Annotated in this window: 26 protein-coding genes and 1 tRNA gene; 18 read left to right on the forward strand and 9 right to left on the reverse strand. The window is 53.4% G+C overall.

Annotated elements, in window-relative coordinates; all coding sequences use genetic code 11:
• Positions 1-26: 26 nt before the first annotated feature.
• Positions 27-590: a DUF937 domain-containing protein gene (locus QO008_RS02140; protein WP_126464803.1), complete on the reverse strand. Its 564-nt coding sequence runs from the start codon at positions 588-590 to the stop codon at positions 27-29.
• A gap of 229 nt (positions 591-819) precedes the next feature.
• On the opposite strand from QO008_RS02140, the gene prdC reads away from it, so the two are divergent.
• The 6 genes from prdC to QO008_RS02170 all read left to right on the forward strand — a co-directional run bounded on the left by prdC (position 820) and on the right by QO008_RS02170 (position 7409).
• On the forward strand, positions 820-2142 hold the full coding sequence (prdC, locus tag QO008_RS02145) for a proline reductase-associated electron transfer protein PrdC (RefSeq protein ID WP_126464804.1): 1323 nt from the start codon (positions 820-822) through the stop codon (positions 2140-2142).
• A gap of 19 nt (positions 2143-2161) precedes the next feature.
• Positions 2162-2638, forward strand: a complete 477-nt coding sequence (locus QO008_RS02150) for a glycine/sarcosine/betaine reductase component B subunit (RefSeq protein WP_307383939.1) — start codon at positions 2162-2164, stop codon at positions 2636-2638.
• 481 nt (positions 2639-3119) lie between these two features.
• A complete protein-coding gene (gene prdA / locus QO008_RS02155; protein WP_126464806.1) occupies positions 3120-4904 on the forward strand; it encodes a D-proline reductase (dithiol) proprotein PrdA in 1785 nt (594 codons plus the stop codon).
• A gap of 5 nt (positions 4905-4909) precedes the next feature.
• On the forward strand, positions 4910-5335 hold the full coding sequence (locus QO008_RS02160) for a CBO2463/CBO2479 domain-containing protein (RefSeq protein ID WP_197721097.1): 426 nt from the start codon (positions 4910-4912) through the stop codon (positions 5333-5335).
• Positions 5336-5337: 2 nt separating this feature from the next.
• Positions 5338-6099 (forward strand): D-proline reductase (dithiol) protein PrdB, encoded by a 762-nt coding sequence (prdB, locus tag QO008_RS02165; protein WP_269471189.1) that lies wholly within the window; start codon positions 5338-5340, stop codon positions 6097-6099.
• Positions 6100-6164: 65 nt separating this feature from the next.
• Positions 6165-7409 (forward strand): glycine/sarcosine/betaine reductase component B subunit, encoded by a 1245-nt coding sequence (locus tag QO008_RS02170; RefSeq protein WP_307383941.1) that lies wholly within the window; start codon positions 6165-6167, stop codon positions 7407-7409.
• A 39-nt stretch (positions 7410-7448) separates the two neighbouring features.
• Here QO008_RS02170 and selB read toward each other — a convergent pair whose 3' ends face one another.
• Genes selB through QO008_RS02185 form a run of 3 tightly spaced genes read right to left on the reverse strand, consistent with a single transcriptional unit; the run spans position 7449 to position 11655 of the window.
• Positions 7449-9341 (reverse strand): selenocysteine-specific translation elongation factor, encoded by a 1893-nt coding sequence (selB, locus tag QO008_RS02175; protein WP_126464809.1) that lies wholly within the window; start codon positions 9339-9341, stop codon positions 7449-7451.
• The gene (selA, locus tag QO008_RS02180; protein ID WP_307383944.1) at positions 9338-10747 is read right to left on the reverse strand and encodes an L-seryl-tRNA(Sec) selenium transferase; all 1410 of its coding nucleotides are present in this window, start codon (positions 10745-10747) and stop codon (positions 9338-9340) included. Before selA ends, selB begins: the two co-directional genes overlap by 4 nt.
• Positions 10744-11655, reverse strand: coding sequence for a selenium metabolism-associated LysR family transcriptional regulator (locus tag QO008_RS02185; RefSeq protein WP_307383947.1), 912 nt, complete (start codon positions 11653-11655; stop codon positions 10744-10746). Before QO008_RS02185 ends, selA begins: the two co-directional genes overlap by 4 nt.
• 510 nt (positions 11656-12165) lie before the next feature.
• On the opposite strand from QO008_RS02185, the gene prdA (QO008_RS02190) reads away from it, so the two are divergent.
• From prdA (QO008_RS02190) to QO008_RS02220, 7 genes are all read left to right on the forward strand, one after another.
• Positions 12166-14082: a D-proline reductase (dithiol) proprotein PrdA gene (gene prdA, locus QO008_RS02190; protein WP_126464811.1), complete on the forward strand. Its 1917-nt coding sequence runs from the start codon at positions 12166-12168 to the stop codon at positions 14080-14082.
• A gap of 3 nt (positions 14083-14085) precedes the next feature.
• Positions 14086-14349 (forward strand): CBO2463/CBO2479 domain-containing protein, encoded by a 264-nt coding sequence (locus tag QO008_RS02195; protein ID WP_126464812.1) that lies wholly within the window; start codon positions 14086-14088, stop codon positions 14347-14349.
• 21 nt (positions 14350-14370) lie between these two features.
• Positions 14371-15096 carry a D-proline reductase (dithiol) protein PrdB gene (gene prdB, locus QO008_RS02200; RefSeq protein WP_126464813.1) on the forward strand — a complete coding sequence of 242 codons (726 nt, stop codon included), beginning with the start codon at positions 14371-14373 and terminating at the stop codon, positions 15094-15096.
• Between the two features lie 22 nt (positions 15097-15118).
• Positions 15119-15862 (forward strand): proline reductase cluster protein PrdD, encoded by a 744-nt coding sequence (gene prdD / locus QO008_RS02205; RefSeq protein ID WP_307383952.1) that lies wholly within the window; start codon positions 15119-15121, stop codon positions 15860-15862.
• Between the two features lie 122 nt (positions 15863-15984).
• Positions 15985-16082 (forward strand) — tRNA-Sec (locus QO008_RS02210).
• 74 nt (positions 16083-16156) lie between these two features.
• The gene (locus QO008_RS02215) at positions 16157-17164 is read left to right on the forward strand and encodes a proline racemase (RefSeq protein ID WP_126464815.1); all 1008 of its coding nucleotides are present in this window, start codon (positions 16157-16159) and stop codon (positions 17162-17164) included.
• A 29-nt stretch (positions 17165-17193) separates the two neighbouring features.
• Complete coding sequence (locus tag QO008_RS02220) at positions 17194-18075, forward strand: sulfite exporter TauE/SafE family protein (RefSeq protein WP_307383955.1); 882 nt, start codon at positions 17194-17196, stop codon at positions 18073-18075.
• Positions 18076-18129: 54 nt separating this feature from the next.
• On the opposite strand, the gene QO008_RS02225 is transcribed toward QO008_RS02220, so the two are convergent.
• From QO008_RS02225 to QO008_RS02245, 5 genes are all read right to left on the reverse strand, one after another.
• Positions 18130-18660, reverse strand: coding sequence for a hypothetical protein (locus QO008_RS02225; RefSeq protein ID WP_307383957.1), 531 nt, complete (start codon positions 18658-18660; stop codon positions 18130-18132).
• Entirely contained in the window at positions 18660-19169 is a 510-nt protein-coding gene (locus tag QO008_RS02230) for a hypothetical protein (RefSeq protein WP_307383959.1), read from the reverse strand. The genes QO008_RS02225 and QO008_RS02230 overlap by 1 nt, the downstream gene beginning before the upstream one ends.
• A gap of 199 nt (positions 19170-19368) precedes the next feature.
• A complete protein-coding gene (gene yedF / locus QO008_RS02235; protein ID WP_307383960.1) occupies positions 19369-19956 on the reverse strand; it encodes a sulfurtransferase-like selenium metabolism protein YedF in 588 nt (195 codons plus the stop codon).
• Positions 19957-19961: 5 nt separating this feature from the next.
• Positions 19962-20969, reverse strand: coding sequence for a selenide, water dikinase SelD (gene selD / locus QO008_RS02240; RefSeq protein WP_307383962.1), 1008 nt, complete (start codon positions 20967-20969; stop codon positions 19962-19964).
• A gap of 69 nt (positions 20970-21038) precedes the next feature.
• Positions 21039-21899 (reverse strand): ATP-grasp domain-containing protein, encoded by an 861-nt coding sequence (locus QO008_RS02245; RefSeq protein ID WP_307383965.1) that lies wholly within the window; start codon positions 21897-21899, stop codon positions 21039-21041.
• A gap of 22 nt (positions 21900-21921) precedes the next feature.
• On the opposite strand from QO008_RS02245, the gene QO008_RS02250 reads away from it, so the two are divergent.
• From QO008_RS02250 to QO008_RS02270, 5 genes are read left to right on the forward strand one after another with little or no spacing between them, the layout of a single operon-like run.
• Entirely contained in the window at positions 21922-22170 is a 249-nt protein-coding gene (locus tag QO008_RS02250) for a chorismate mutase (protein WP_126464821.1), read from the forward strand.
• Between the two features lie 55 nt (positions 22171-22225).
• On the forward strand, positions 22226-22915 hold the full coding sequence (locus QO008_RS02255) for a response regulator (protein ID WP_126464822.1): 690 nt from the start codon (positions 22226-22228) through the stop codon (positions 22913-22915).
• Entirely contained in the window at positions 22905-24710 is a 1806-nt protein-coding gene (locus tag QO008_RS02260; protein WP_232006491.1) for a HAMP domain-containing sensor histidine kinase, read from the forward strand. Before QO008_RS02255 ends, QO008_RS02260 begins: the two co-directional genes overlap by 11 nt.
• Positions 24707-26044, forward strand: coding sequence for a hypothetical protein (locus QO008_RS02265; RefSeq protein WP_307383967.1), 1338 nt, complete (start codon positions 24707-24709; stop codon positions 26042-26044). The genes QO008_RS02260 and QO008_RS02265 overlap by 4 nt, the downstream gene beginning before the upstream one ends.
• A complete protein-coding gene (locus QO008_RS02270; protein ID WP_126464824.1) occupies positions 26041-26880 on the forward strand; it encodes a hypothetical protein in 840 nt (279 codons plus the stop codon). The genes QO008_RS02265 and QO008_RS02270 overlap by 4 nt, the downstream gene beginning before the upstream one ends.
• The last annotated feature ends 36 nt before the right edge of the window (positions 26881-26916 follow it).

Genomic DNA, 26916 nt, shown 5'->3' on the forward strand with positions numbered 1-26916 from the left:
AGCATCGACTTTGTCGATGCTTATTTTTATTTCAGAAACTTGCCCAAGACCCCACCCAGGGAGTCGACGATGTTTTCGCCTTGGCCGCCGCCCAAACTGCGGAGCACGTCGTCTAAGCCGAAGCCGTCGTCGTCTTTTATGGTTTCGATTTCTTGCTTGGTGACCGTTTCGAGATCCTTGCCCTTCGCCTTTTCTTCCGCGAGCATGGCGGCGATGGCGGGGGAGAGTTTCTCGAGGACGGCATCTACTTCTTCTTTGGAGGCGCCGGATTTTTTGGCGATCTCTTCGGCGACATCGGTCTGTTTGCCTTCAAAGACCTCGTCGAGCATTTCCCGTCCGTCGGCGCGGTCGACGCGGTCCAGATAGCCGCCCACATCGCCGGAGACGGCCTCGCCCTTGTAGCGATCGATTTTCTCTTCCAATTTGGGGCGGGCGTTTTCGCTTTTGGATTTTTGCCAGAGCCCGAAGAGGATCACCGGAATGGCGAATTTGGCCGCCTGTGCGATGGATTCGGAGTTTTTGCCGCCGAGTTTTTGGATATTTTTTTCGTTCTTGAGCACGTCGTTGCCCAGTTGATCGAATAAGCCCATATAGACCTCCCGTAAATATGCCTTGTGTCGTTCTTTCTGTCTGTATCTTACCCCGAATCAAAATTTTTATGCGTCCGGGGCAAATTCCCGTCCCGTTTCTTGACGGGTCGCGGGGGTGTTGCTATAATTCACTTGAGGTTGAAATTCCATAATCCCGACAAACAGCGATTTCTCCCCCGTTACGCGTCCATATTCGGACATCCGTTTAAGTGCATGAAGGAGTGTAGAAATGGGAAAAGAATTTAAGTTTTTTCTGAAACAAGGGGTCGGCGCACCGCCGGAACCGGTTGTGGAAAAAGGCGACTCCGTAAAGCGGGGCCAAGTGATCGCAGATTACGATCCCGAGAAATTGAGTGTACCGCTTCACAGTTCCGTGAACGGAAAGGTAAAAGAAGTACACGAAGACTATATTCTCGTGGAACAGGGCGACAAGAGCGACGATTTCATCAAATTGGAGCCCGGTAAAGACGATGCCGAAACGGTACGCAAGGCCGGCATCCTCGGCATGGGCGGGGCAGGTTTCCCGGCTTATGTAAAAATGGGTACGAAACTCGAGGAAGGCGGATACATCCTTTGTAACGCCGCCGAATGCGAACCGATTCTCGAACACAATATGCTGCAAATCATGGAAGAAACCGAAGCGCTCATCGGCGGTATCCAAATCGCCATGAAGTCTACCGGTGCGGCAAAAGGGATCATCGGCATTAAGCTCAAACACAAAGAAGAAATCAAGCATATCAATAAATTCCTGAAGGAAAAAGGCATCAAAGACATTCGCTGCCTGCCCCTCAGAAATGTATATCCCGTAGGGGAAGAGCGCGCATTGGTACGCGATACCGTAAACGTATTGCTCGAACCCGGTGCGCTGCCCGCGGCGGCAAACTGCGTCGTATTTAACGTGGAAACCCTGTGTGCCATCTACGAAGCCGTAGAACACCACAAGCCCATGATCGACAAATACGTCACCGTAGCCGGCAAGTTCAAGAAATTCAAGAAAAAAGGCGAAAAAGAAATCATCCACATTCCCTACGGCATGATGATCGAAGACATCATCGAAGATTTCGGCGGCATCGACGAGCCCATCGGCGAAATTCTCATCGGCGGTCCCTATACCGGACGCAGAATGTTGGAAAACTCCGCCGTCTACAAACTCTACGGCGGCATAACCGCGGTAGAACCTTTCGCCGAAGCCAAGGGTCCCTTGGGCATCATCCAATGTGCCTGCGGTCCCGCTAAGGAACGCCTCTACGAAATCGCGCAATCCTTGGGACAAGAGCCCATCGGATACCGCGTGTGCAAAAACGCCGTAGAACAAAACAACGGAACCTACAAGTGCAAGGATCCGGGGAACTGCCCGGGACAGGCGGAACACGTGCTCCACTTCAAGAAGGAAGGCGCCAATTCCGTACTGATCGGCCACTGCACCGACTGCTCCAATACGGTTATGGGTTCTGCACCCAAGGCCGGCTTGGAAGTACACCACGCCACCGACGCCGCACTGCGCACCATGGGCATGCCCGTGATCCGCAAGTACGACGAAAGCCAACTCTAAAGACAGATAGGAGGAGACCATGGGAATCGGTCCTTCCACGAAAGAAACCAGTTTACACCACTTTCGCGATCCCCTCGTGGAACTCTTGGGAGAAGATACCGACATCGACTTTCAGGGCATCGTCCTCGTGGGTACCCCCCAAGACAATGTCGATAAGTATCTGGTCGGCACCCGCGCCGCCCAGTGGATCGAGGGCATGCGTGCAGACGGCGTCATCCTGAGCGCCGACGGCTGGGGCAACTCCCACGTCGACTTTGCCAACACCTGGGAGGAGCTCGGCAAGCGGGGCATCCCCACCGTGGGGGTCACCTTTCAGGGTACGCAGGCCGCATTTGTGGTGAAAAACAAATATATGGACACCCTCGTGGACATCAACAAGTCCGAGGCGGGCATCGAGACGGAAGTCGTCGGCGAAAACAATGTCGACGAATTGGATGCGAAAAAGGCGATCGCCTTTCTCAAACTCAAGATCCGCAAGATGAAATCCCAAAAATAGTCCGACATTTTACAAAAGGGAACGCATATGCGTTTCCTTTTTCTATGTGAAAAATGGCGGGAAAACGCAATGCAAAGATTCGCCGGACTTTCCCAAAACAAAGCAAAGCCATGGGGTTTAGAGGTATGAAATGGCGTAAATAAGCCGTTGATAGCCGACTATCGATTTTTCAAATAACTTTTATTTCCCGAGAAATATTCAAATACTAATGTAATTTTATTGACGAAAACTCCCTACCTTTGTTAACATCGTATCTGACGGGGGAATTTCACAAATCGAAATATTCGGGTCTGCAGCAACATGCCTTCGCGAAAGTGCTGCAGTTTTCGTGAAATGGCGTGTAATGCCCGCATAGATCGCATGTGGAATTTTGCCTCGCCGACGAAACATCGATTTGAATTCAAATGTATGCAGTTTGTCACGCGTAATGTAAACGTATTCAACTCCGGCCGAGAATACCTTGAAACGAAGGAGGCTGTATATGTCGTTAACCAATGAACAAGTCCAAGCACATTTAAAGGATCCGGCAGTATTCTGCTGCCGCACTGAAAAGGGAACGAAGATCAGCTCTGCCGACCTCGAAGATCCCTCTCTCTTCCCGGATATGGTGGATGCCGGTTTGATCGAACTCTCCGACGACGGCTTGACCATCGAGCAAGTACTGGGATCGGTTCTGCAGGAAGATGCCGACGCATTGATTTCTATCACGAAGGATATGATCGATAAAGTCCAAGAACCTTCCGCTGAAAAAGAAGAGCCGAAAGCAGAAGTCAAGGAAGAAGCGAACAATGTATCTTCTATCGTCCCTACCGTAGGAGGAAGCGGAATGATTCGTATTGAAATAGGAAAGGCGGAAAAATTTGACGGCCTGAAGGTCGAAGTGCCCGTAGGCGTTGCCGCACAAGGCGCACAAGCCGCCGCACCGGCACAAGCCGCAGCGGAAATCGGCGAAAAGAAAGTCATCCATAAACTGACGAAAAAACATATTAAGATCAACGACGCCAAGCTCGGCGACAAGACTTCCATCGAAAACGGCGTCATCACCATCGACAAGAACATCGTAAAAGAAGCCGTCAAGGAAGACGTCCTGGTGAAGAGTCTGGAACTCGACGTAATCCATCCGGACAATCGCCATATCGAAACCGAAACCATTATGGATGTCGTACCCATCGCCACCAAGATCGAAGGCAATTTGGGCGAAGGCGTTACCAAGATCGTCGACGGCGTCGTATTTATGCTCACCGGCGTAGACGAAGACGGCGTACAAATTCACGAATTCGGTTCTTCCGAAGGATATCTCGACGAGCAAATGTTCTTCGGCCATCCCGGATGTGCCGACGAAGGCGACATCATCATTCGCTGCCACGCCGTAGTAGAACGCCTCACCGGTATGACCAGACCGGGACCCTTGGCCGCACACAAATGCCAAGACTACATTATCCAAGCGGTTAGAGAAGAACTCAAGGATTATGAAGGCGAAGTCGTAAAAGAAGAACTCTGCGAAGACGTACGTCGTCCCGGCAGACCCCGTATCCTCCTCGTTAAGGAAATCATGGGTCAAGGCGCTATGCACGACAACTGCCTCTGTCCCAGCGAACCCTGTGGCGTCGCCGGCGGTCGCATGAACGTAGACCTTGGCAACGTTCCTTTGGTATTGAACTCCAACGAAATCAGAGACGGTGCGGTACATGCGCTGACCTGTATCGGACCGGCTACGAAGGAAATGACCCGCCACTATATCCGCGAACCCTTAATCGAAGGATTGGCAGAAGACGAAGAACTCGACTTGGTCGGCGTATGCCTCGTAGGCTCCCCCCAAGTCAACGACGAAAAAATGTGGGTTTCCGAACGACTCGGTTCCACCCTCGATGCCCTGTCCTTGGACGGCGTAATCATCACCACCGAAGGTTTTGGCAATAACCACATCGACTTTGTAGAACACATCGGCCAAGCCGGTAAGCGCGGCATCCCCGTAGTGGGCGTATCCTTCTGTGCATACCAAGGACAATTGGTCGTAGGTAACGAGCACGCCGATGCCATGGTCGAAGAAAACCTCGATGCGGGCGGATTCGAAAACGACATCGCCGGCTGCAACTGCATCACCCCCGAAGTGGCTGCAAGAGCGATCCAAATGCTCAAGAACAAGATCGAAGGCGTAGAAATCCTTCCCGCCGAAAAGAAATGGAACCACGATGTAATCAACGAAAACAACAAGATCATGGGTCTGCCCGTTTCCGAGCTGGTTGAAAGCGGTACGATTCACTAATTCTGATGGAGTACTCGATACAACCCGTCAAGGTAAAGGGAAAGATTAAGAGCTTCGATCGGGTAGAGGAGAATCGGATAAAGATCCACTTAAGCGGCCGCCTGGGCGTCTTGGTCATCCCCAAGACATTGATCGTCAATTACGAAGATTTCGATAGAAATCGGTATTTGACCTTCTATTACAGTTATCTGCGCGTACAGGATATGCCCTTTGACAATGACGTCTCCGAACTCCTGAATCAGAAGACCATCGAACCTTGTGTAGTCAGCGGCGTTCTCACAGAAGTAAACGATACGGCCGTAGAATGCAAGATGAACCGCGATCTGGGCGCCATCCGCGTCCCGAGGCGCACGGTAATTACCGAAGTACCCTTAAAGGAAGGACTACCGGTAGAGTTCTATCTGAGCAAGGCCCTCGTCGTCGCCGAATAAAGATTCAGACAACAAAGTCGATTGTAAGGAGGACTGAAATGACTTTAAAAACCGTGGAAGGATTGAGATCGGAAATATTCGTGCCGAATATTCCGAAGGCAGTGTTTAACGAATTAAAGAAACCCCTGAGCGAATGTAAAGTCGCCTTTATCACCGCCGGTGGGATTCACAATAAAAAGGACAAACCCTTTAACACCTCGGGCGACTTCTCTTATAGAGAAATTCCCTTCGACACGCCCTCTTCCGAATTGATGGTTACTCACGGGGGATTTGACAACTCCGATATCAACAAGGACGTCAACGCGATGTTCCCCATCGACCGCCTGCACGAGCTGGTGGAAGAAGGATTTATCGGATCCCTCCCCGAAGTAACCTACACCTTTATGGGCGGTGGCGGAAACGTAGAAAAGTTCCGCGAAGAAACCGGCCCCGAAATCGCAAAGAAATTGAAGGAGCAAGGCGTCGACGTCGTACTTTGTACCGGCGGCTGCGGTACCTGTCACAGATCCGCGACCATCGTTACCCGCGCGTGTGAAGAAGCGGGCATGAGCTGTGTGGTAATCGCCGCACTCCCCCCCATCGCAAGACAACAAGGTGCACCCCGCATTGCCGCTGCGCACGTTCCCATCGGATCCAACGCCGGCGAACCCAACAATGTAGAAATGCAAATGGGCATTTTGAAGGATTCCCTGGAATGGGTACGGGACTGCCCCAGCTACAATCAAACCAAGATGTTGCCTTACGAATATCGTCACAACGTATAAACGCGGTTTCGTGGTTTATCAAAAGCTGTCACATTCGTGGCAGCTTTTTTTGAAAGGAGGAATCCATGGGTTTAGGTCCCAGTATCAAGATGACGAGCCTGCACCATTACCGCTGCCCGATAACCGATCTCTTGGGCAAAGACGAAAAGGTCGACTTTCCCGGCGTCATCATCAACGGCGTAAGCGAAGTCTACGACGATAAGGTCTTTACCGCAAAGCGCACGGCGGAACTCGCCGAGGCGCTTGCAATCGACGGCGCCTTAGTGGCCATCGACGGGTGGGGAAATCACCATATCGATTTTGTGGAAGTGATTCGAGAACTCGGGATTCGCGGGATTCCCTCCGTAGGGCTGAGCTATGTAGCACAGCAGGGGAGGCTCGTCGCGACAAATCCCTATGTGGAGACGGTGATCGATTTTAACAAAGAGGCGTCGGGCTATGAAACCTGTAAGGTGGGCGAAAACAATCTGACAGAGATCGACGCCGTCAAGGCATTGGCGCTATTACAGTCGAAACTCAAGAAAAAGGGCATCGTTCCTGCAGATCCGCTGCCGAAGGGAGAAAAGCGGCATCGCTTGACGAAAAAGACGTTCGCCATCGAAAAAGTAGAATTTGGCGAAGAGACCGCCATTCGTAGAGGCGTCCTCACCGTGCGAAAGGGGATCGAAGAGCGAATAAAAGAGACGGAGCCGCGGATTCGAGATATTCGGGTCTCGATCCTCGTGCCCGGAGAGGTCGACGGCTTCGTCAATTCCAATCTCGATTTCTCGCCCATAGCGGTAAAACACCGCGGCAGCCTTGGAAAGGGTATCACCCACGTGTTGGAAGACGTGACGGTGATGAGCACCGGGGTGGAGGAGAATAGCGGATTTCAGCCGTCGAATATCGGATCGTCCGAAGGCATTCTAAAAGAGCGGGTAGAATTCGACCGGGCGGGGACGCCGGCATCGTCGGATTATATCCTCCACATCGACTATCTGTTTGAAGAAAAAGAAGGACGCACCGCCGAAGGTCTCGAGGCGGCGCACCGCGCCACAGACCGCATTGTCGGAGAGATCCGCGGCGTCTTGGCGGATCTGATGGATATGAAATCCGAGCGCAAGGACTATTACGACGAGACGCGGCCGGGCAATCCCCGTATTCTTTTGGTCAAGATCACCTCGGGCCTCGGCAATATGTACGATAGCGCGGTATTTCCCGACGAGCCGGCGGGATTTATCGGGGCGCGCATGCTGAGAGATTGCAACAATATTCCTTTTTTCGTGACCCCGAACCAAATTCGAGACGGCGTGCTCCACACCCTGCTTTAGGTATCAAAAAAGACCGGCATCGCCGGTCTTCGGTGTGATTTATGCGCGCACGCGGACGCCGTCATGAAATTTGGTGAATCCGCGGCGGTCCATTTCGTCTAAGATTTCGACCGCGTATTTGCGCGAGGTGTCGATGGCGTTTCGGAAGTCGGCGAGTTTCATTTTGCCGGTTTCGTCGATCATCGCAAGGGCAATCGATACCGCCTCGTCCCAGACGTCGCGGTGCAAGGTGCGGGTTTCTAAGGCGATCAGCGTTCCCGATTCTTCCATAAAGCGGAGCACGTGTTCGCGCTTTTTGCCCACGGGAACAAAGTCGCTGTCGTCGGCGCCTTCGAACCCCTTTTCCTTGGCGATGGCTTCGGCGCGCTGCCACTGCTTTTCCTGTTCGGGGGTGAGGGTCGCGGTAAAGTGGCTGTCCTCGATGCGCTTGCCGTGGTCTTCCAGCAGGTGCTTTTGGTAGAAATGGGCGAGAAACGCCTCGGGAATTTTTTCGTCATCGAAGTGCTCCGCCTCTTGGAGCTGATGGCGAAACGCCTGCTTGGGCATGCCCGTCTCGAGGGGAAATTCCTCGTGGTAGCGGGCGAGGATGGCGCGCGCGTTTTCCAGCACGCCTTCTGCGGTGTGCGCGTGTACCAAGAGGCCGCCGGGCAGTTCGACGGTGGTGCCTGCTTCGGTGAGCTCTTTTCGGAGCGCGTGTCGCTTTTCTTCGGAAAAGCCCAGCGCCGCCCCCAGTTCGCGCTCGTCGGCATAGCGATAGCGGTTTTCCTCGAGGGCGAGGGCGAAGATCGTGGCGTCGTCTCCGGTATCTTTTTGAGAAAGCCGCTCGACGACGCGCTCGTCCTTGCGCTTGTGGCGCTTGGGATGCACCTCGAGCACCCGTCCGCCGGCGATGCTTTCGACGGGCGAGAAGAAGCGCAGCACAAAGGGGTCGTCCTTTCGAATGGGAATCGGCGCTTCGAATCGCAACTGGCCGTAGGCGCTCATGGCGGGGAGCAGTTCGTCTTCGCCGAAGAGAATCACCCGCGCCAGTGCTTCGCCGCTGCCGTAGTTTACGTGGACGCGGCTGGAATTTTTCATGGTGCGCTCCGTGGAGGCGAACATGTGAATCGCCACGTCGATCTGCTTGGTGAGGGGAAGGCTATGGGGCGGGGCGAGTACGTCGCCGACTTCGAGGCGGTCTTTTTTGACCGAGATATTGAGCGCCACCCGCTGTCCGCCAAAGGCTTCTTCGACCTCTTTGCCGTGGACTTGAATCCCCCGCACCGCGGCGAGATCCTCTTTGGGGTACAGGCGCAGCGTATCGCCCTTTCGGATGGCGCCTTCTACCAAAGTGCCGGTGACGACGGTGCCGTGGCCCGCCACCGAGAAGATGCGGTCCACCGGCAATCGGGTGAGTTCGGGCGTGCGGGGCGTCTCCTCGGCGGCCTCGGCCATATCGAGCATAAGATTTCGAAGCGTCTCGATATTCTCGCCGGTATAGGCGGAGACGGGGACGAGGGGCGCGTCTTCTAAGAAGCTGCCCTGTACCATTTCTCGGGCTTCTTCTTCGAGGATGGGGATCCACTCCCGATCCACCAGATCCACCTTAGTGAGGACCAGAATGCCCGTATCGATTCCCAGCGCCTTTACGATCTCGAAGTGCTCGCGGGTCTGGGGCATAATGCCCTCCTCGGCGGAGATTAATAAAAGCACCAGATCGACGCCGCCGATACCGGTGAGCATATTATGCACGAACTTTTCGTGGCCCGGCACGTCGATAATGCCGATATCCAGTCCCCGGTCGTTTTCCATGGTGCTGTAGCCGGGATTGATGGTAATCCCTCGTTTTTGTTCTTCTTGTAATGTATCCAAATCGACGCCGGTGAGTGCCTTCAGCAAGGTCGTCTTGCCGTGGTCCACGTGGCCGGCGGTTCCGATAATGACGTTTTTCATCGCGATGTCTTTCTAAGTTTCATGGCGCGCAGAATCGTGTCCGTATCCCCCGGGCGCAGCGTGCGCGCATCGATCAATAGGCGGTCGCGCCGAATGCGCGCGACAATCGGCGGATCGTTCTTGCGGAGGTCTTCCTCGAGCGAGGCGGCGCTCGCCTTGGGGTCTTCTACCGACACCACATAGGTGTCGAGGTACTCCCCGGGGCAGGAGCCGCCGCCGATTTCGCTCTGGTCGCGAGCGACTTCGGCGAAGTAGCCGAATTCTTTTAGTGCTTCTGCCATCGCCTCGGCTTCTTTTTGGATGTCCTCAGGGCGTTTTGCGATCATCGAGAGCACCGGAATGTCTTTGCGCGCTTTTTCGGGATTGCGGTAGCTTTTGAGAGTTGCCTCCAAGGCGGCAAAGCTCATCTTGTCCATGCGCACCACCCGCGCCAAGGGGTGGCGCTTCATGCGGGAGATATACTCACGCTTTCCGATGGCGATCCCCGCCTGGGGCCCGCCCAACAGCTTGTCGCCGCTAAAGAGCACCAGATCCGCCCCCGCCGCGAGGGAAGAGAGCACGTCGGGTTCCCGAATGCCCACATCGGAAAGAGGGTGCATCAGTCCGCTCCCCAAATCGTAGATCAGGGGCAAATCGTGGCGATCGGCGATCTCTCGGAGCGCGGGCAGTTCTACCTCTTCGGTAAAGCCCATAATCTTGAAATTGCTGGTGTGTACTTTGAGGAGCACCTCTGCCGCTTCGCTTTCGGCGGCGCGCTCGTAGTCCGCGGGGTGCACCTTATTGGTGGTGCCGATCTCCCGCAAGGTGGCGCCGGAAAGCTCGATGATTTCGGGAATCCGAAACGAACCGCCGATCTCGACCAGCTCGCCCCGGGAGACGATGACCTCGCCTTCGGGGGCGGTAAGGGCGCTGATGGCGAGGAGCACCGCCGATGCGTTGTTGTTTACGACCATCGCATCTTCCGCGCCGGTGATCTCGCGCAAGAGGCCGCTCAAAATATCGTGGCGGCTGCCGCGACGCCCTGCGTCCACATCGTATTCCAGATTGGCGTAGCGGCCCGTAAGCGCAGAAATATTTGCGATGGCATCCTCACTCAAGAGCGAGCGGCCCAGATTGGTATGAAGGATCACCCCGGTGGCGTTGACCACCGGCATCAGCGCCGGACGCCCCTTGGCGGCGAGGGCAGAAAGGATCGATGCTTCGATCGCGGCCCGATCGGCGAGGGCGCGGCAGCGCTCTTCGTCTTCTGCCGCAAGGATTCCTTTTCTCGCGGCATCGAGTGCATCGCGCACCGCCTCTTTCAATAGCGCCACATCGTCGGATTTGCCTTCGAGCGCCATTAAGAGCTCGTTTACCTGGGGCAGCTGTTGTAAGTATTGTGATTTTTCCTTCATACTAAATGTCATTGGATTTCCGCCTTTTCGTGAATGTATTTTTTAAACGCCTGTGCCTGTTGCGATAAGGTGACGTTCTTATTCCATACCATATAGAAATCCCGCGTCATATGCAACTCTTTGATTTTAAAGATCAGATAGTCCCGCGCCTCGTAGTTTTCCCATGCGGAGATCTTCGAAATGACCGAGATGCCGAGGCCTAGCTCTACGCATTTTTTGATCGATTCGATATGGGTGAGAAGCGCGCTCATGCCCCATTGGTAACTGGAATAGCCGAGCTTTTCCACCTCTTTTTCGAACTGGCGGCGGGTGGCGGAACCCTCTTCTCGCCAGATAAACTGTTCGCCCAAGATCTCCTTGATGCTGAGCGACTGATACTTCTTATATAAGGTCTTGTACTTTTCGTTTTTGGGGCAGATCAGCACCAAGGGATCGGTGAGCACTCGCTCCGATCCCAGTGCGGAGTTGGGCTTTTTGCCGAGAAATCCGAGATCGCCCTGGCCCGAGAGCAGATTGTTTTCTACGATGTCGCTGTCCGACTGGTCGATAAAAAAGCGGACATAGGGGTGTTCCTCGCGAAAGCAGACCAAGTGCTTGGGGATCCAGGATTCGCCGATCACCGACGAGACCTGCATCGAAAGCACCCCCGCCACCTCTTCGTGGACCTCTTGCTTGACCTCGCGAATGGCCTCGTCGCGCACATTGATCAGATTGACCGCGTATTTATAGAGTTTTTTGCCTTCGTCGGTGAGGATCGCCTCGCCGCGATTTCTGTTGAGCAAGATCACGCCCAGTTCCTTTTCTAAGCTGATTACGTGGGCGCTGATCGTCGGTTGGGTCAAAAAAGAAGCATCCGCCGCGCGGGAAAAGCTCTTGTATTTGGCCACATTCACAAAAGCATTAATCTGTTTAAAATCCATTTTTTCCTCCGTCTGAAATAAATCAAGCGCAGTATTGCTCGGATAGATAAAACCTCTACGCCTATTTATTTTTCTATACTTCGATTTTATCACAGCTTCGGGTGGATTCCCACGACTTGGGACGGGGTGTGGCATGGAAGTTTCGGGAAAAAATAATCTCGTATAGGAAAAACAAATTCGTCACAAAGGTGATCGTTTAGACGATAACAAACTGCCGCAGGAAAAATCAGGAAAACATATACAGAGTTTTCCTGAAAAATAGTCTGTTATTTTTCTCTCAAAAGCTATAAATGTATAAAGAATACCGTCATTTGACCACGTTTTCAGGAATTGGTATAATTTACCTACATCGAGAGGGAAAGGCAGAGCCGACTTTAAGCGCGTAACCGTCGGAGGCATTTCGCGCATTCCGCGGCCGGTCTTCTCTTCTCGAAGGAATCCGACGGCGATTCTTCCGTCGGGCGCCGGAGTCTCTCCGGTGCAGGTTGTTCATGTATAAGGAGGAAGAAAATGTCTATTACCAAAGAAACGGCTATGCAGCACAAAGGCGATCCTGCCGTAACCTGCTGCCGATTCGAAGCCGGTGAAGTCATCGAGCCTTCCATTTTGGAAGACCCGGCCATTTTCCCGGACCTGCAAGATACCGGTCTGCTGGATATCAATGACGAAACCCTGACGATCGGCCAAGTAATCGGCGGCAAGCTCAAAGAAACCGTCGATGCCCTGACTCCCCTCACCATGGATCTCGTAGAAGAGCTCCCCGAAGAGGAAGCAGACGAAGCCGAAGAAGCTCCCGCAGAAGAAGCGGAAGCGGCGGAAGAAGCACCCGTAGCGCAAGCAGCTCCCCAAGCAGTGGCAGCACCTTCTGTCGGTGGTTATGCGACCATCAAGATCGCTGAAGGTAAAAACATCGAAGTTACGTTTCCCGTCGTAGGCGGCACTGGTGTCGCAGGTGGGGCAGCTTTCCCCCAGATGGCAAGCGCAGCAGCGGGCGCTGACAATACCGGTGCACAAGCGGTAGATGCCGGCGAAGAAGCCGAAGGCGAAACCCACGAAATTCGCACGCTCAAAAAAAAATACTACACGATTGACAAAGTAGAGCGCGGTCCCGAAACCAAGATCGAAGGCGCCACCCTCTATATTCGTGAAGGCATCGAGCAAGAAGTTATCGATTCTCAAGAACTCGTAAAAGACTTCTCCATCGAAATCATTACTCCCGATCGCTATAAGGAATATTCCGAAACGATCATGGACGTACAGCCCATCGCCACCAAAGAAGAAGGCGAACTTGGCGAAGGCGTTACCCGCGTACTCGACGGCGTCATTATGATGCTGACCGGTACCGACGAAGGTGGCGTTCAAATCGGTGAATTCGGTTCTTCCGAAGGGGAAATGGACAAAAACATTATGTGGAATCGCCCCGGCAGCCCGGACAAAGGCGAAACCTTCATTAAGACCCAAATTACCATCCAAGAAAAGACCAACATGGAACGTCGCGGACCCATGGCGGCGCACCACGCTACCGACACCTTGACCGATGAAATCCGTCAAGCGCTCAAGAAGCTGGAAGCCGAACCCGTACGAGAAGAAAACTTCTCCCACGTTCGCAAAGACGGTCGCAAAAAGGTCCTCATCATCAAGGAAATCATGGGACAAGGCGCAATGCACGACAACTTGCTTCTTCCCATCGAACCCTGCGGATGGTTGGGCGGTAAGCCGAACGTCGACTTGGGTAACCTTCCGATCATGCTCAGCCCCCTCGAAATCTTAGACGGCGGCGTGCACGCACTTACCTGTATCGGACCGGCATCCAAGGAAATGAGCCGTCACTACTTCAGAGAACCCTTGGTACTCGAAGCATTGGCTGACGACGAAATCGACTTGCTCGGCGTTTTGCTCGTAGGCTCTCCTCAAGCCAACACCGAAAAATTCTATGTATCCAAGCGTCTCGGTATGACCGTAGAAGCGATCAATCCCGACGGTGTCGTAATCACCACCGAAGGCTTCGGTAACAACCACATCGACTTCGGTTCTCACCACGAACAAGTCGGTATGCGCGGCGTTCCCGTAGTCGGTATGTCCTTCTGTGCCGTTCAAGGTGCCCTCGTAACAGGTAACAAGTATATGACGGCTATGGTCGACAACAACAAGTCCATGCAAGGGATCGAAAACGAAATTCTCGAAAATAACACCCTTTGCGAAGAAGACGCTATCCGCGCCATCGCTATGCTGAAGACCGTAATGGCCGGCGAAGAAATCAAGGCACCGGAAAGAAAGTGGAACAACAATGTGAAGCTGAATAACGTGGAACTGATCCGCGAACAAACCGGTCGTGAATTCGAACTCGTAGACAATGAACAAGTACTCGAAAAGAGTAAGAAACGTCGCGAAATCTACGAACGCGAAGACGAGGAAGACGAAGAATAAACGATGGAAAAACTGAGATATGTCTCCTCGGAGACGTATATTGAAGGCATCATCGTTCGTCTCACCGAAGCATCCGTCACCATCGACTTTAAGGGCAGAATGGGACAACTCAAAGTGCCCCTACGCTATATCATCTCCGACTACCCCCTCGAAGAGGGCATGGAAATCGGAATGTTGATGTCGATGCCCGAAGTGATCAGCCCGGATGTAAACGAAGGATACCAAAGAAATATCGAATTGAGAAGAGAAAGAGGTCTCGAAGACTGATTTCCACAAGGAGGAAATAGAATGAAGCTTACAAGCATTAAGGGCTTGCAATCCGAAATCTATGTTCCTATTACGCCGAAACCCGTCTGGGCACCGGTAAAAAAGGAACTGAAGGATATGCGAGTCGCCATTGCAAGTGCTGCCGGTATTCACTTAAAGACCGACAAGCGGTTTAACCTTGCAGGGGATACCACTTTCCGCGAAATCCCCGGAGATGTAGACGGAGACGAATTGATGGTTTCCCACGGCGGATACGACAACTCCGACGTAAACAAGGACATCAACTGTATGTTCCCCATCGAAAGATTGCAAGAGCTCGCAGAAGAAGGATTTATCGGCGAAGTTGCTCCCATGCACTATGGTTTCATGGGCGGCGGTGGAGACCAAGACGCTTTCACCAACAAGACCGGTCCGAAGATCGCAGAACTTTTGAACAATGAGGATGTAGATGCAGTTATCCTCACAGGTGGCTGAGGTACCTGTCACCGCACCGCGACGATTGTTCAACGTGCGATAGAGGAATCGGGGATTCCTACCATCTTGATCGCTGCATTACCTCCGGTTGTCCGTCAAAACGGATCGCCCAGAGCGGTTGCACCGCGTGTTCCTATGGGAGCCAACGCAGGGGAACCGAACAACGTAGAAATGCAAACCGGTATCTTGAAGGCTACCTTGGAACAGCTTATCGCCATTCCCAGTGCCGGCAAGATCGTCGATTTGCCCTTCGAATACCAAGCGAAGGTCTAAACCATCGTAGTAGGGGGATAGTATGGAAGATATTCGAAAAAGGCGTTTGGTCATCCGCGCCTTTCACGCAACGGATGTGGAATTCGGCAAAAAGCCCGCGTTTAAAGACGGAAAGCTCACCGTACCCGAGCAGACCAAAAACGCGAGCGAACTCGTCGTAAACTCCACGGTATCCATCTTGAAACCGCATCAACACGATGTGGAAGTCAACAGTATCATGGATATTATCCCTATATCTACGAAAGTACTCGGCACGCTCGGTGAAGGCGTCACACACACCTTCACCGGCTGCTATGTACTGCTTACCGGCGTCGACGAAGACGGTCGCCAGATCGGAGAATTCGGCTCTTCCGAGGGCAATCTGAAGGAACAGCTCTACCTGGGAAGAAGCGGAACGCCGGGAGAAAATGACTATATTCTGCACATCGACGTATTGGTCAAAGGCGGACAACCCTTCGACCGAAAACTCGCCAACGCCGCTTTTCAAGTGGCGGAGGACTATATCATGGAGATTCGCAAGATGCAAAAGAAGCTCGACGGCACCCTCGCCGACGAATCTCACGATTACTACGATGTGGAGCGAAAAGACGGCATAAAAGTCGTCCTGTTGAAACAGATCGCGGGACAGGGAGCGATGTATGACAATATGTTGTTCCCCTCGGAGCCTTCCGGCTTCGACGGCCTATCGATTATCGACATGGCCAATATGCCCGTGCTCTTGTCGCCCAACGAATATAGAGACGGGGCCATACGCGCCCTAGTATAATAAAATAAGTGAAAAGGAACCGAGGTCGACGTCGCTGATTTGTCGGGAACATGGTATGATACCTGCGGGGAACGCCTCGGTTCTATTTTTCCTTATTACATGGACAGATATATTTTTATTATGGGAGTAGATAGGTTTCTGGTGTGCCTCGCGGTCTTCAAAACCGTTGTGAGAAGTTCGTAGCTTCTTAGGTGGGTTCGATTCCCACATGCTCCCGCCATTTTACATATAAATGGCATAAAAAGGTATCTTTGTCAGGCAGGAAAATGTTTTTACTTGTGAGGAGGATCCAGAATGAAATTTTCCAGAAGTATTCACGCCGTAGATTCCCATACCGCAGGCGAAGCCACCCGCGTGGTTATCGGCGGTATCCCGAAAATTCCCGGAGACAGCATGCCGGAGAAAAAACAATGGCTAGAAGATAACTTAGACTATCTTCGTACCGCAATCATGTTGGAACCCCGCGGACACAACGACATGTTCGGTTCGATCCTTACACAACCCACGAATCCGGAAGCCGACTTCGGCATCATCTTTATGGATGGCGGCGGCTACCTGAACATGTGCGGTCACGGCACCATCGGCGCAATGTCGGTAGCCGTAGAAACCGGTATCGTTCCCGTAGAAGAACCTATCACCAAGATCGTACAAGAAGCGCCCGCAGGCATCGTCCGCGGCGAAGTGGAAGTCGAAGACGGTCATGCGAAAAAGGTTACCTTCACCAACGTACCTGCATTCCTCTACAAAGAAGACCAAGAAGTTGAACTGCCCGGACACGGAAAAATCAAATTCGATATTTCCTTCGGCGGCAGCTTCTTTGCCATCGTAAAAGCCGACCAAGTGGGACTCGACATCGTGCCCGAAAATGCCGGAAAACTCAACGAACTCGGCATGCAACTGCGCGACATCATCAACGCAGAAATCAAGGTACAACACCCCGAATTGCCCCACATCAACACCGTAGACTTGATCGAATGGTGGTCTGAAACCGACACCAAAGAAGCGACCCTGAAAAACTGCGTCGTATTCGGTCAAGGGCAAGTCGACAGATCCCCCTGTGGCACCGGTACCAGCGCCAAAATGGCCACCCTTTTTGCCAAGGGCGAACTCAAAGTCGGCGACGAATTCGTATACGAATCCATCCTCGGCACCCTCTTCTACGGCAAGATCGTAGAAGAAGCTAAAGTGGGCGATTTGGACGCGGTGATTCCGCAAGTATCCGGCTCCGCTTGGATCACCGGCTTCAACCACTTCGTCATCGATGAAACCGACCCGTTGAAACACGGATTCGTATTGGGCTAATCCGCGAACACACAGAATAGGAGAAATACATGATTGTAACACTACTGTTGGGCGTATTGACCGCGCTGACACTCTACTTTTTATTCTTCCTGGTGAAGGACCTGACCGCCAACAAAGAAATTATGGCACAGGAAAAAGCGAGCTGGGTAAAGAGCGGCCTTATCGGCGCCTTCGTCAACTTTTTCGATACCCTGGGCATCGGCAGCTTTGCGCCGCTGACGGCACTCTTAGACTTCTTCAAGCAATTGGATCACGATAAACTGTTGCCCGGTACCTTGAACGTGTCCTGTACCATTCCGGTACTGACCGAAGCATTTATCTTTATCCAATCCGTAGAAGTAGACCCCATCACCTTGTTCGCCATGGTGGCGGCCGCCGTCGTCGGCTCCTTCGTCGGTTCCAGAACCGTATCGAAACTCCCCGAAAAGAAAGTACAATTCTACATGGGGATCGCCCTTCTGGTAACCGCGGCGCTCATGTTGCTCAAGCAATTCGGCGTACTCGATATGCTCGGCACCGGTAACCAAGCCGTGGGCCTCACCGGCATCAAACTCGTCATCGGCGTCGTCGTCAACTTCTTCCTCGGCGCACTCATGACCATCGGCGTCGGTCTGTACGCTCCCTGTATGGCACTCGTATACATGCTGGGTCTCAACCCCTTGGTTGCCTTCCCCATCATGATGGCCTCCTGTGCAGGACTCATGCCCGTCGCCAGTGCCGAATTCGTAAAGGCAGGCGTCTATGCGCGTAAGGCAAGTATCGCCATCACCATCGGCGGCATGATCGGTGTATTTATCGCGGCGAAATTCGTCACCGGACTTCCCATGAACATCCTGACGGTCATCATCACCATCGTCGTCATCTACACCGCCATCACCTATATCCGCAAATCCAAAAGACAAGTGGCATAAGAAAACACAAAAAACAGCCGTTTCCCCAATCGAGGGAGCGGCTGTTTTTGTATGCTATTCTTTCGGACTGTCTTTTGCAAAGATCTCGCCGGAATACAGCAAAATATCCCAATGGCGAAATAGATTGTCCGCATCGTCTAAGGCTTGTTGATTGTTTCGCTTCTCGGTAAGCGTAGAGCGGATCAGGTACGCGTGGCGATCGGAAAAGCCGGTCCCTTCGGATAAAAAGATGGGGACATAGCAATTCGCGGGCTCACCATCGTTTCCCCAATGCGCTTTTGCGACCGCTTGTATAAACGGCCGGTCAAATCGTCCTTTCACTTCGTTTCGGATCTCGAGCAATTCCTCCTCGGGTATGTTGGAATCGTCATAGAACAGCTGAATCTCCAGCAGCGCATCGTAGAGATAGGCATGCGTTTTTGTAATCTTCGGGTGCTTCTGCATTAGTTGTTCGCAAAATGCATCCACTTCGGCATTTCGAAGTAGGATATGGTTCCGGTTCCAAAACGAAGAAAAAAAGAACAGAAAGACAATCGCAGCCACGACGATGCCCACTCGTTTATTTATGGTATCTTCCTTTTGCATTACATTGCTTCTTCCTCTTGAATCAGCAATCCCTCCGGAGTCGCGATCGACCAATAGCGAAATAAATTGTCCGAATCAGAGAGGGGCACCTGTGTATCGTACCCGTCGGCTAGGGTAGAGCTGATCTCGTAGTCATTGTCGTCGTGGAAGCCGTCTCGTTTTTTCAAATAGATTCTAACCGAGAAATCGGCCGGATACATGGAACGCCCCCAATGTTTTCGGCCGATCTTTTCTATAAAATAGCGATTGAATCGATCCTTAAATGCGTCGCGGATCTCGATCAACTCTTCTCGGGAGATTTGAGAATCCTCGTAGCAGAGTTCGAAGCCGATAAATGTCCGAAACATATATTTTTCTATGCGAACGATCTTTGGATGATCTCTCTCCAGCCCCTCGCAGAAGAGGTCGACTTCGGGGTTTCTGAGAATCATATGATTTCTATTCCATATCAGAAAGGAAAGAACCAGTACCGCGGCTATGGCGATAGCGGTAGATATATATTTTTTCATCGCGCCTCCTTCTTGATAATTACTTTACTAATTTTAGTATATATGAGGCATCCTATGGATGAGGTGAAATTGCAGTAAAATTCATAAGGTAATGTATAGAAAATGGCGTGAACAGATCGGCGGCGGTATGAAAACATATTGAAATCAAAAAACCGGGAAGGCATTGCCTTCCCGGTTTCCGCTACTGTGAAAACCGCACTTAGCAGGGTTTTACGACTTTGTTTTGGATCATGAGTTCGCAGATGCGGTACATATTGGTAATGCTGCCGACTTGCACTTTGTCCTTGACGCCGTATTGTTCGAGGCAGAGGCCGCAGGAGAGGACTTCTGCGCCTTTTTCTTCGAGTGCCTTGAGGTCTGCGATGACTTTTTCGTTGCCGGTGGGAAGAAGTACGCCCGTGTTGTAGAAAATGACGTATTTCGGGGCGATGTCTTGCTCGGTAAGGGCGTAGATAAAGCCTTCGAGCAGGGTCTTGCTGAATGCCGCCTCTCCCGTTCCCATTTCGGTAGAAGAGATGACGACGGCGTAGTCTTTTCCTTCGTCTTCGAAATCCATGACGTCGCATACGTCGCCGGTCTTTTGCAGATACACGTCGTAGGCGGCGGGGGAGTGTTCGGTTACATCGGCGGTAAAGCCGAGTTGTTTCGCCATTTTGGAGAGGTTTTCGGTGGCGATTTTGTTGTCAACCTTTACGAGTACCTCTTCTAAGTTTTCCTCGGAGATGGCTTTTTTGGTCATAATGACGGGGCGCGGACAGGCTTGTCCCATTGCGTCGATTTCTTTCATCTCGATCACCTCACATAGATGGATTTGTCGCCGGCTTCGATCATTTTCCCGACGGGGTAGACGTCGATGCCCGCGTTTTGCATTTCTTCGTACATGGCTTCGCCGTCTTCGGGATCGACCGAGATCAACAGGCCGCCCGAGGTTTGGGGATCGAAGAGCACTTCTTCTAAGGCGAAGTCGTCGATTTCGAAGGCGATTTGATCGCCATAGGCATTGCGGTTGCGCTGCCCGCCGGCGGTAAAGAGGAAATTTTCCGCCGCTTCGCGCGCGCCTTCCAGGATGTGAAGGCCCTCGGTCTCGACGACGGCGGAGGCGCCTTCGGCCATTTCAGACAGGTGTCCCAAGAGTCCGAAGCCGGTGACGTCGGTTAGGGCGTGTACTTCGTATTGATTTAGGATTTCGTAGGCGGCTTTGTTTAGGGTCGCCATGGATTGTACGGCCTTTTCGTAGTGGGGCCTTTCTACCTCGCCCACGGTGTAGCCGCTCATCAGGAGCGAGACACCCAGGGGCTTGGTAAGATACAGTTTGTCGCCCACTTTGGGGGTGTTGTTGCGATAGACTTTGTTGAGGTCGACGATGCCGATGACGCTCAGGCCGTATTTGATTTTGGGGTCGTGGATGGAGTGGCCCCCGGTGAGCGTGGTCTTGGCTTCTTTGCAGACGTCGGCGCCGCCCTGGAGAATTTCTTCGAGGACGCGCACGTCTTCTTCTTCGGGGAAGCAGACGATGTTCATGGCGCTTACGGGTTCTGCGCCCATGGCGTAGAGATCGGACAGGGCATTTGCCGCCGCGATCTTGCCGAATTCGTAGGCTTCTTCCACCATGGGCGGAAAGAAGTCTAAGGACGTGACGACGCCGATGTCTTCGGTGATTTGTATAATGGCGCCGTCTTCGTTGCCCTCAAAGCCCGCGAGGATCTCTTTGCGGGGAAATAGGGGCAGTTTTTCGAGAATATTGCTCAGGTCGCCCGCGCCGATTTTGGCGTTGCAACCGCCGCATACTTCTAAATGCATAGCATCCCTCCTGTATTCATTATAGCATAGTGAAAATTTGTTTCGGGCATTTTCCCCGATCGGCCGGGATCAGAGCAACGTGGCGATATGGTCTAGGATTTTTCGCGATACGTCGATGCCCGTCGCCTGTTGAAAGCCCATATAGCTCATATTGGAATTGACCTCGATCAGTGCAGGTCGTTCGCAAGAGGCGGTGAGGTCGATGCCCGAAAAGGTAAGACCCAGCGCGCGGTGGGCGGCGAGGGCGATTGCGCGCTGGCGCTCGTTTAGGATGTAGGGTTCGGCGCGGCCGCCGGCGGCGATATTGGCGCGAAAATCGCGGTCGTTGGTGCGCTTGATGGCGCCGATGATCGTATCGCCCACTATGAGGACGCGGATGTCTTTTCCGGCGGCGTCGAGATCGAAGGGCTGAAACAAAAACGGGGCTTCTCCCATGGCGAGGATGCGTTCTTCGAGCGCTGCCCGGTCCTCTGCCAAAAAGACCTGCTCGCCGAAGGATCCCTTTGCCGCCTTTACGACGACGGGATAGCCCAGGGCTTCCACCGCGTCGAGATAGCTGTCTTCGGGCATCGACGAAAAGTAGTGAAAGGGCGCGGGGATGGTGGGTACCATGGGAAGCCGCGGGGCGAGCAGCCGCCAGGTCTCGATTTTGTCGTCGGAGGCGGCGATAGCGTGGGAGGAATTAAAGACGGGGTATCGTTCTTCCAAGAGGCGGGCGAGGAGGATGTCTTTGTCGAAAAACAAGACGGCATCGGGCTCGGGGTCGCGCTTTCGGTCTTTGGCGACGATCTTTTCTCCTTCTTTACAAATGATATAATCGGTATGGGGCTTGGGAATGAGATTTGTGCCCTTTTCGACCAAATCCCGTATGACGCCCGTTAAAGCGGTAGAAGTGGTAAGATAGGCGTGATAGACGATATGTATAGACATAAGACCTCCGGAAAGGACGAGTATGGGAATAGAAGCAATGCGTACAGAAATCGATGCGATCGATGCGGAGATGGCGGCGCTTTTGAAGGCGCGCTTTCGATTGTCCACGCGCATCGGCGCGGAGAAAAAGGCGAAGGGCACCGCGGTGGCGGACCCGGGTCGTGAAGAGGAGATTATAGCGCGGGTGCGCGCGCTCGCCGCCCCCTACGGCGCGGAGGCGGAGGCGATCTGGCGTCTGTTGTTTACGCTTTCGCGGAACGTTCAAAAATAGATGCCGATTCCATTATACAGAATTCTCCCTATGTTATAATGAGCGGACAGGAGGAATCACCATGAAAATATTGATAACGGAAGATGAAACCCCGATCGCGGAAATCATCTCGTATAACTTGCAAAACGAAGGGTACGAAACCGAAATCGCAAAAGACGGCGTGGAATGTCTCGAAAAATTCGAAGAAACGGTGCCGGATCTGGTGATTCTGGACGTGATGATGCCCAGAATGGACGGATTCGAAACCTTAAAGGAAATCCGAAAAAAGAGCCGGGTTCCGGTGATTATGCTGACCGCTAAGGACGCCGAGGGCGATCGGATCCGCGGCCTGGAGCTGGGCGCCGACGACTATGTGGTAAAGCCCTTTTCGATCGGCGAGTTGGTGGCGCGGGTCAAGGCGAACTTCCGCCGCCAGGACTTCGAAAACGAAGGGTATCTCCCCGACGAGGTCATCGAAGAAGCGGATCTGTATATCGATCCGGTAAAATACGAAGTGAGAAAGCGCGGCAAGATCGTAGAACTTACGCTGCGCGAGTTCGAGCTCCTAAAATACCTCGTTCAATCGCCCGGTACGGTCTTTAGCCGAGAGGTGCTGCTCGAGGAGGTATGGAGCTACGAATACTACGGCGATATTCGCACCGTGGATGTGACCGTGCGGCGCCTGCGGGAAAAGATCGAGGACGAAGGGGAAGAGTTCCGCTATATCCTCACCAAGCGGGGGGTCGGGTACTACTTTGGAGGTTAAGTTTTACTCGAGCATCAAATGGCGATTTATCGTCATTTACGTACTGCTCGTGACGGTGGTGATGGCCATCGTCGGCGCGTTTATCGTCAACCGGCTGGAGGATGCCCAGCTGGAAAAGGTCGAGACCGATATGGAACAGACCCTGAGTTCGATGACCAATTCTTCGGTTTATCTGACCGAGACGCCCTGGCGCGATGTGCGCGGTCGGATTCAAAACACGCTGAATGCCTGGCGCATCGGTTCGGAGGAGACGATCTATGTCATCGGGCCGGGCAAGGTGCCCGAGATTTTGGCGTCGACCATCAATTCCAAAAATCTGGTGGCGGGAGAAAACGCCCTGGCGGATCCCAATCTCTCGCCAAAGCTGATCTTAAACGGATTTAAGGGCAAGGGCGCCACGGTGCTCCGAGAAGATGCGGATTCCAAGACGCGCTACGCCCATTACACCCTGCCGGTCTACGGAAAAGACGGCAGCGTAATGGGCTTATTTTACATGGTCAGCAATCTCTCGTCGCTCTACGGCGTGGTGGACGATGCGAGCATTATCCTTACCTATGCCACCATTGTGGCGATTATCGTCACCACCATTCTCGCCTATATCCTCGCCCGTTCCATCACCACGCCGATCCGCGATGTGACCAAACAGGCGCGCGAGATGGCGGAGGGGAACTTCGACCAAAAGGTCGAGGTCAAAAGCGACGACGAGATCGGCCGTTTGGGCTCTATGTTCAACTATCTGACCACGGAGCTGGAAGAGACCATCTCGAGAATGGATATGGAGCGCTCCAAGCTCGACACGATCTTCTATTATATGGCGGAGGGCGTGATTGCGGTGGACAAAAACAGCCGCTTAATCCACGTCAATCCCGTGGCACGGGAGATCCTCGATCTGGAAGAAGGGGATATGGGTAGCTTTTTCGATCTGAAAAATCTGAACATACAAAATATCAACTACTTCGAGCCGGGTTCCCTTTCGGGGATGAGCCAAAAGGAGATCAAAGAGAACTTCTATAATATCCGCTACGCCCCCTACAAGGGCGACGGCAGCCGCAATCAGGGGATTATCGCCGTGTTGCAGGACATTACCGAGGAACACAATCTCGACATCTTCCGAAAAGACTTTATCGCCAATGTGGGCCACGAGCTCAAGACCCCGATCACCACCATCAAGAGCTATACGGAAACCCTGATGCGGGCGGATCTCGACAAGAGCGCGGCGGAGCGGTTTTTGAGCATTATCGACCGCGAAAGCGACCGCATGACGCATTTGGTTACCGATTTGTTGCAGCTGTCGAATATGGACGCGAAGCGCACGAATTGGGAAATCGTGTCGATCGATCCCTACGAAGTGGTGACGAGCATTCTCGAATCGCTCCGGCCCATGATCCAGCAGAAGCACCACCGTGTGCGCCTCGACATTCCCGAAGACATTCGGCCGTTTTTGGCGGATCGACACGGTGCGCACCAGGTGATTGCGAATATCCTGACCAATGCGGTCAAATACACCACCTACGCCGGCAAGATCGAGGTCATCGGCAGAAACTACGGCTCTCGGGTGCATATCGAAATCAAGGACAACGGGATCGGCATTTCCCGCCGCGATCTGGAGCGCATTTTCGAGCGCTTTTACCGAGTGGAAAAGGGCCGTAGCCGCGCTATGGGCGGCAGCGGTCTGGGCCTTTCGATCGCCAAAGAAGTGATGGAAAATATGGGCGGGCGCATTCGCATCAAAAGCGAGCTGAATGTGGGCACGCAGGTGCTCTTGTCCTTTCCCACGGATCAGGAGGCGCAATGAAAGAGCATTTTAAGACCGTCATTATCGGCGTGCTCCTGGTGACGAGCGTATTTTTGGCGGAAAAGATTTGGCTCGCCGCTCCGCCGGGGCCCGAGGAATTGCTTCCCAAGGCGCAGCCTAAGATCGCAGAGAATATAGAGCCCAGGGTGCTCCCCGCCAGTATGTTGGTCAATTTCGGAGACGGCAAGCACACCAAGATCTATCAACTGCAAAATCTCTGGCCCTTTTATCGCAATATCCTCAAGCGGAGTTCCGAGATCAACGAAAAGGTGCGCTGGGAATCGGTGGGCACCGCCCGCTATCTCAAACTGCACGAGGAACCGTCGGTGGTCTTCGATTTAGAAAATGCCGTGTATTCGGATCTCTTAAAGAAGATGTATAATCTCGATGATATCGAGGAGGACATTCGCCAGCTCTATTTTTCCGAGAGCGAGGGAATGCTCGTGGTCACCGACAACGGGATCTTTAAGCCCCGCGTGCCGCAGTCGTATTCGGATATCGAAACCTATATCTCCTCGGTCGCCAAGGAGAACCTGCCGTCTTACAGTTCCCTGTGGGAGCGCTACGGCATTCCCCGGGCGGTGTATCTGCCCGACGGCGCGGCGGGGTTTGCGCCGGGGCACATTTACAGAAACGAGCTGTCCGATATGCCCGCAGCTTACAAGAACGACCTGGTGCAGCGGCTCCTGAAGGTCTCGATCGACGACATCCACGTGATCGTCGAGGAGGACTCGGTGCTCTATGTGGCGGGGCAAAAATCGGTGCGGCTGTTCAAAAACGGCATTCTCGAGTACCGAAACGGCGGCGAGAGCCAAGGCAGCGGCACCGATGCCGCAAGCGCCGTGCAGACGGCCATGGCATTTACCGTGCGCGCCACGGGAAACGGCGATTCGCTCTATGTAAAGGACGTGGTGCCCGTGCGCGACAACGGGCGCGGCGGATACCGGGTATCGCTGAACTTCTTTGAGCGCGGCATCGGCGTGGTGCCCGTAGACGGGCGCATCAAAAACTATGTGGAGGCGGAGATCTACGACAATCAGGTGCGCAGTTTTCGCTATATTTACCGCAACAACAGCGGCGAGCGGGTAGAAGACGAGCCGGTATCGACGCTTTCGGTCGACGAGATCGTCGCCAAAAACCCGAATGTCTTCGGCGATCCCGCCCGCGGCTATAACGAGATCTTAAAGGACGTGCGCGATTTCGGGTTGTGCTATATCGACTATGCCGACCACTCGCGGAGCAAGTTGCGATACGGCTATACATTCCGCATCGACGACGAAGACTATCTGTTCGACGCCCAGACGGGGGCGTATATCGGAGGGGAGAGGGAATGAACTGGGAAAAGTCGAAAACCGTATTTATCGTGGCCCTCCTCCTCACCAATGTGTTTTTGGCGGGCATTTTGCTCCTGGATCAGCGGCGCATCCGCCCCGCGGAAAGCGCGCCGGAATTCGAACGCGAAGTCGAGGAAATGCTGGCCGATGCCGGCATCGGTTTGAAGACGGAGATCCCCCGGGCGGGCACTTCGCTTCCCGTACTGCACGTGCGCTTTGAATCGGACAGCCCCGAAAACTACAATCGCCGCTTTTTTCGCGGCGAAGGCGTGCTGGCGGAAAACCAAGATCGCTATATGCGGATCGACGGCGCGGGGGCAACGCTGACGGTCATCGACGAGCGCCGCATTCTCTATGAATCCGACGAGCGGGGCGAGGGCGCGCTCTCGAAAGAAGAAGCGCTCAATGCGGCAAGGCTGTTTCTCGACGAGCGGGGTTTTAGCGCCGACGATATGGAACTAGTATCGGAAAAGCGGGCGGGGGAGAATTGGTCGCTGAGCTTTACCTCGAAGTACAAGAACCGCTATATGGAATCCACCTATACCAATATCACCTTAGACGGCGACGTGGTGGTGCGGATGGACAGGCTCTGGATCGAGGTGCTGGGCGAGACCGACGAGACCGCGCCGCTTCCGATGCCGACGCAGGTGCTCCTGCGCCTTTTGACCGAAGACGGGCTGAAGGGACGCACCATCGAAAAGATCGAGCCCTGTTACTACTTCAATCCCGAAGAGCAGGGCGCGGTGGAAAATCTCGCCCATTCGCCGGAGGGCAATTCCTCGGTGGCATGGCGCCTCCTCTTGGACGGCGGCGAGGAATTGGTCCTGTTCCGATAAAAAAAGGCCGAAAACGCGATGGTTTGCGTTTTCGGC

The organism is Aedoeadaptatus ivorii, assembly GCF_030815095.1.
GTDB lineage: Bacteria > Bacillota > Clostridia > Tissierellales > Peptoniphilaceae > Aedoeadaptatus > Aedoeadaptatus ivorii.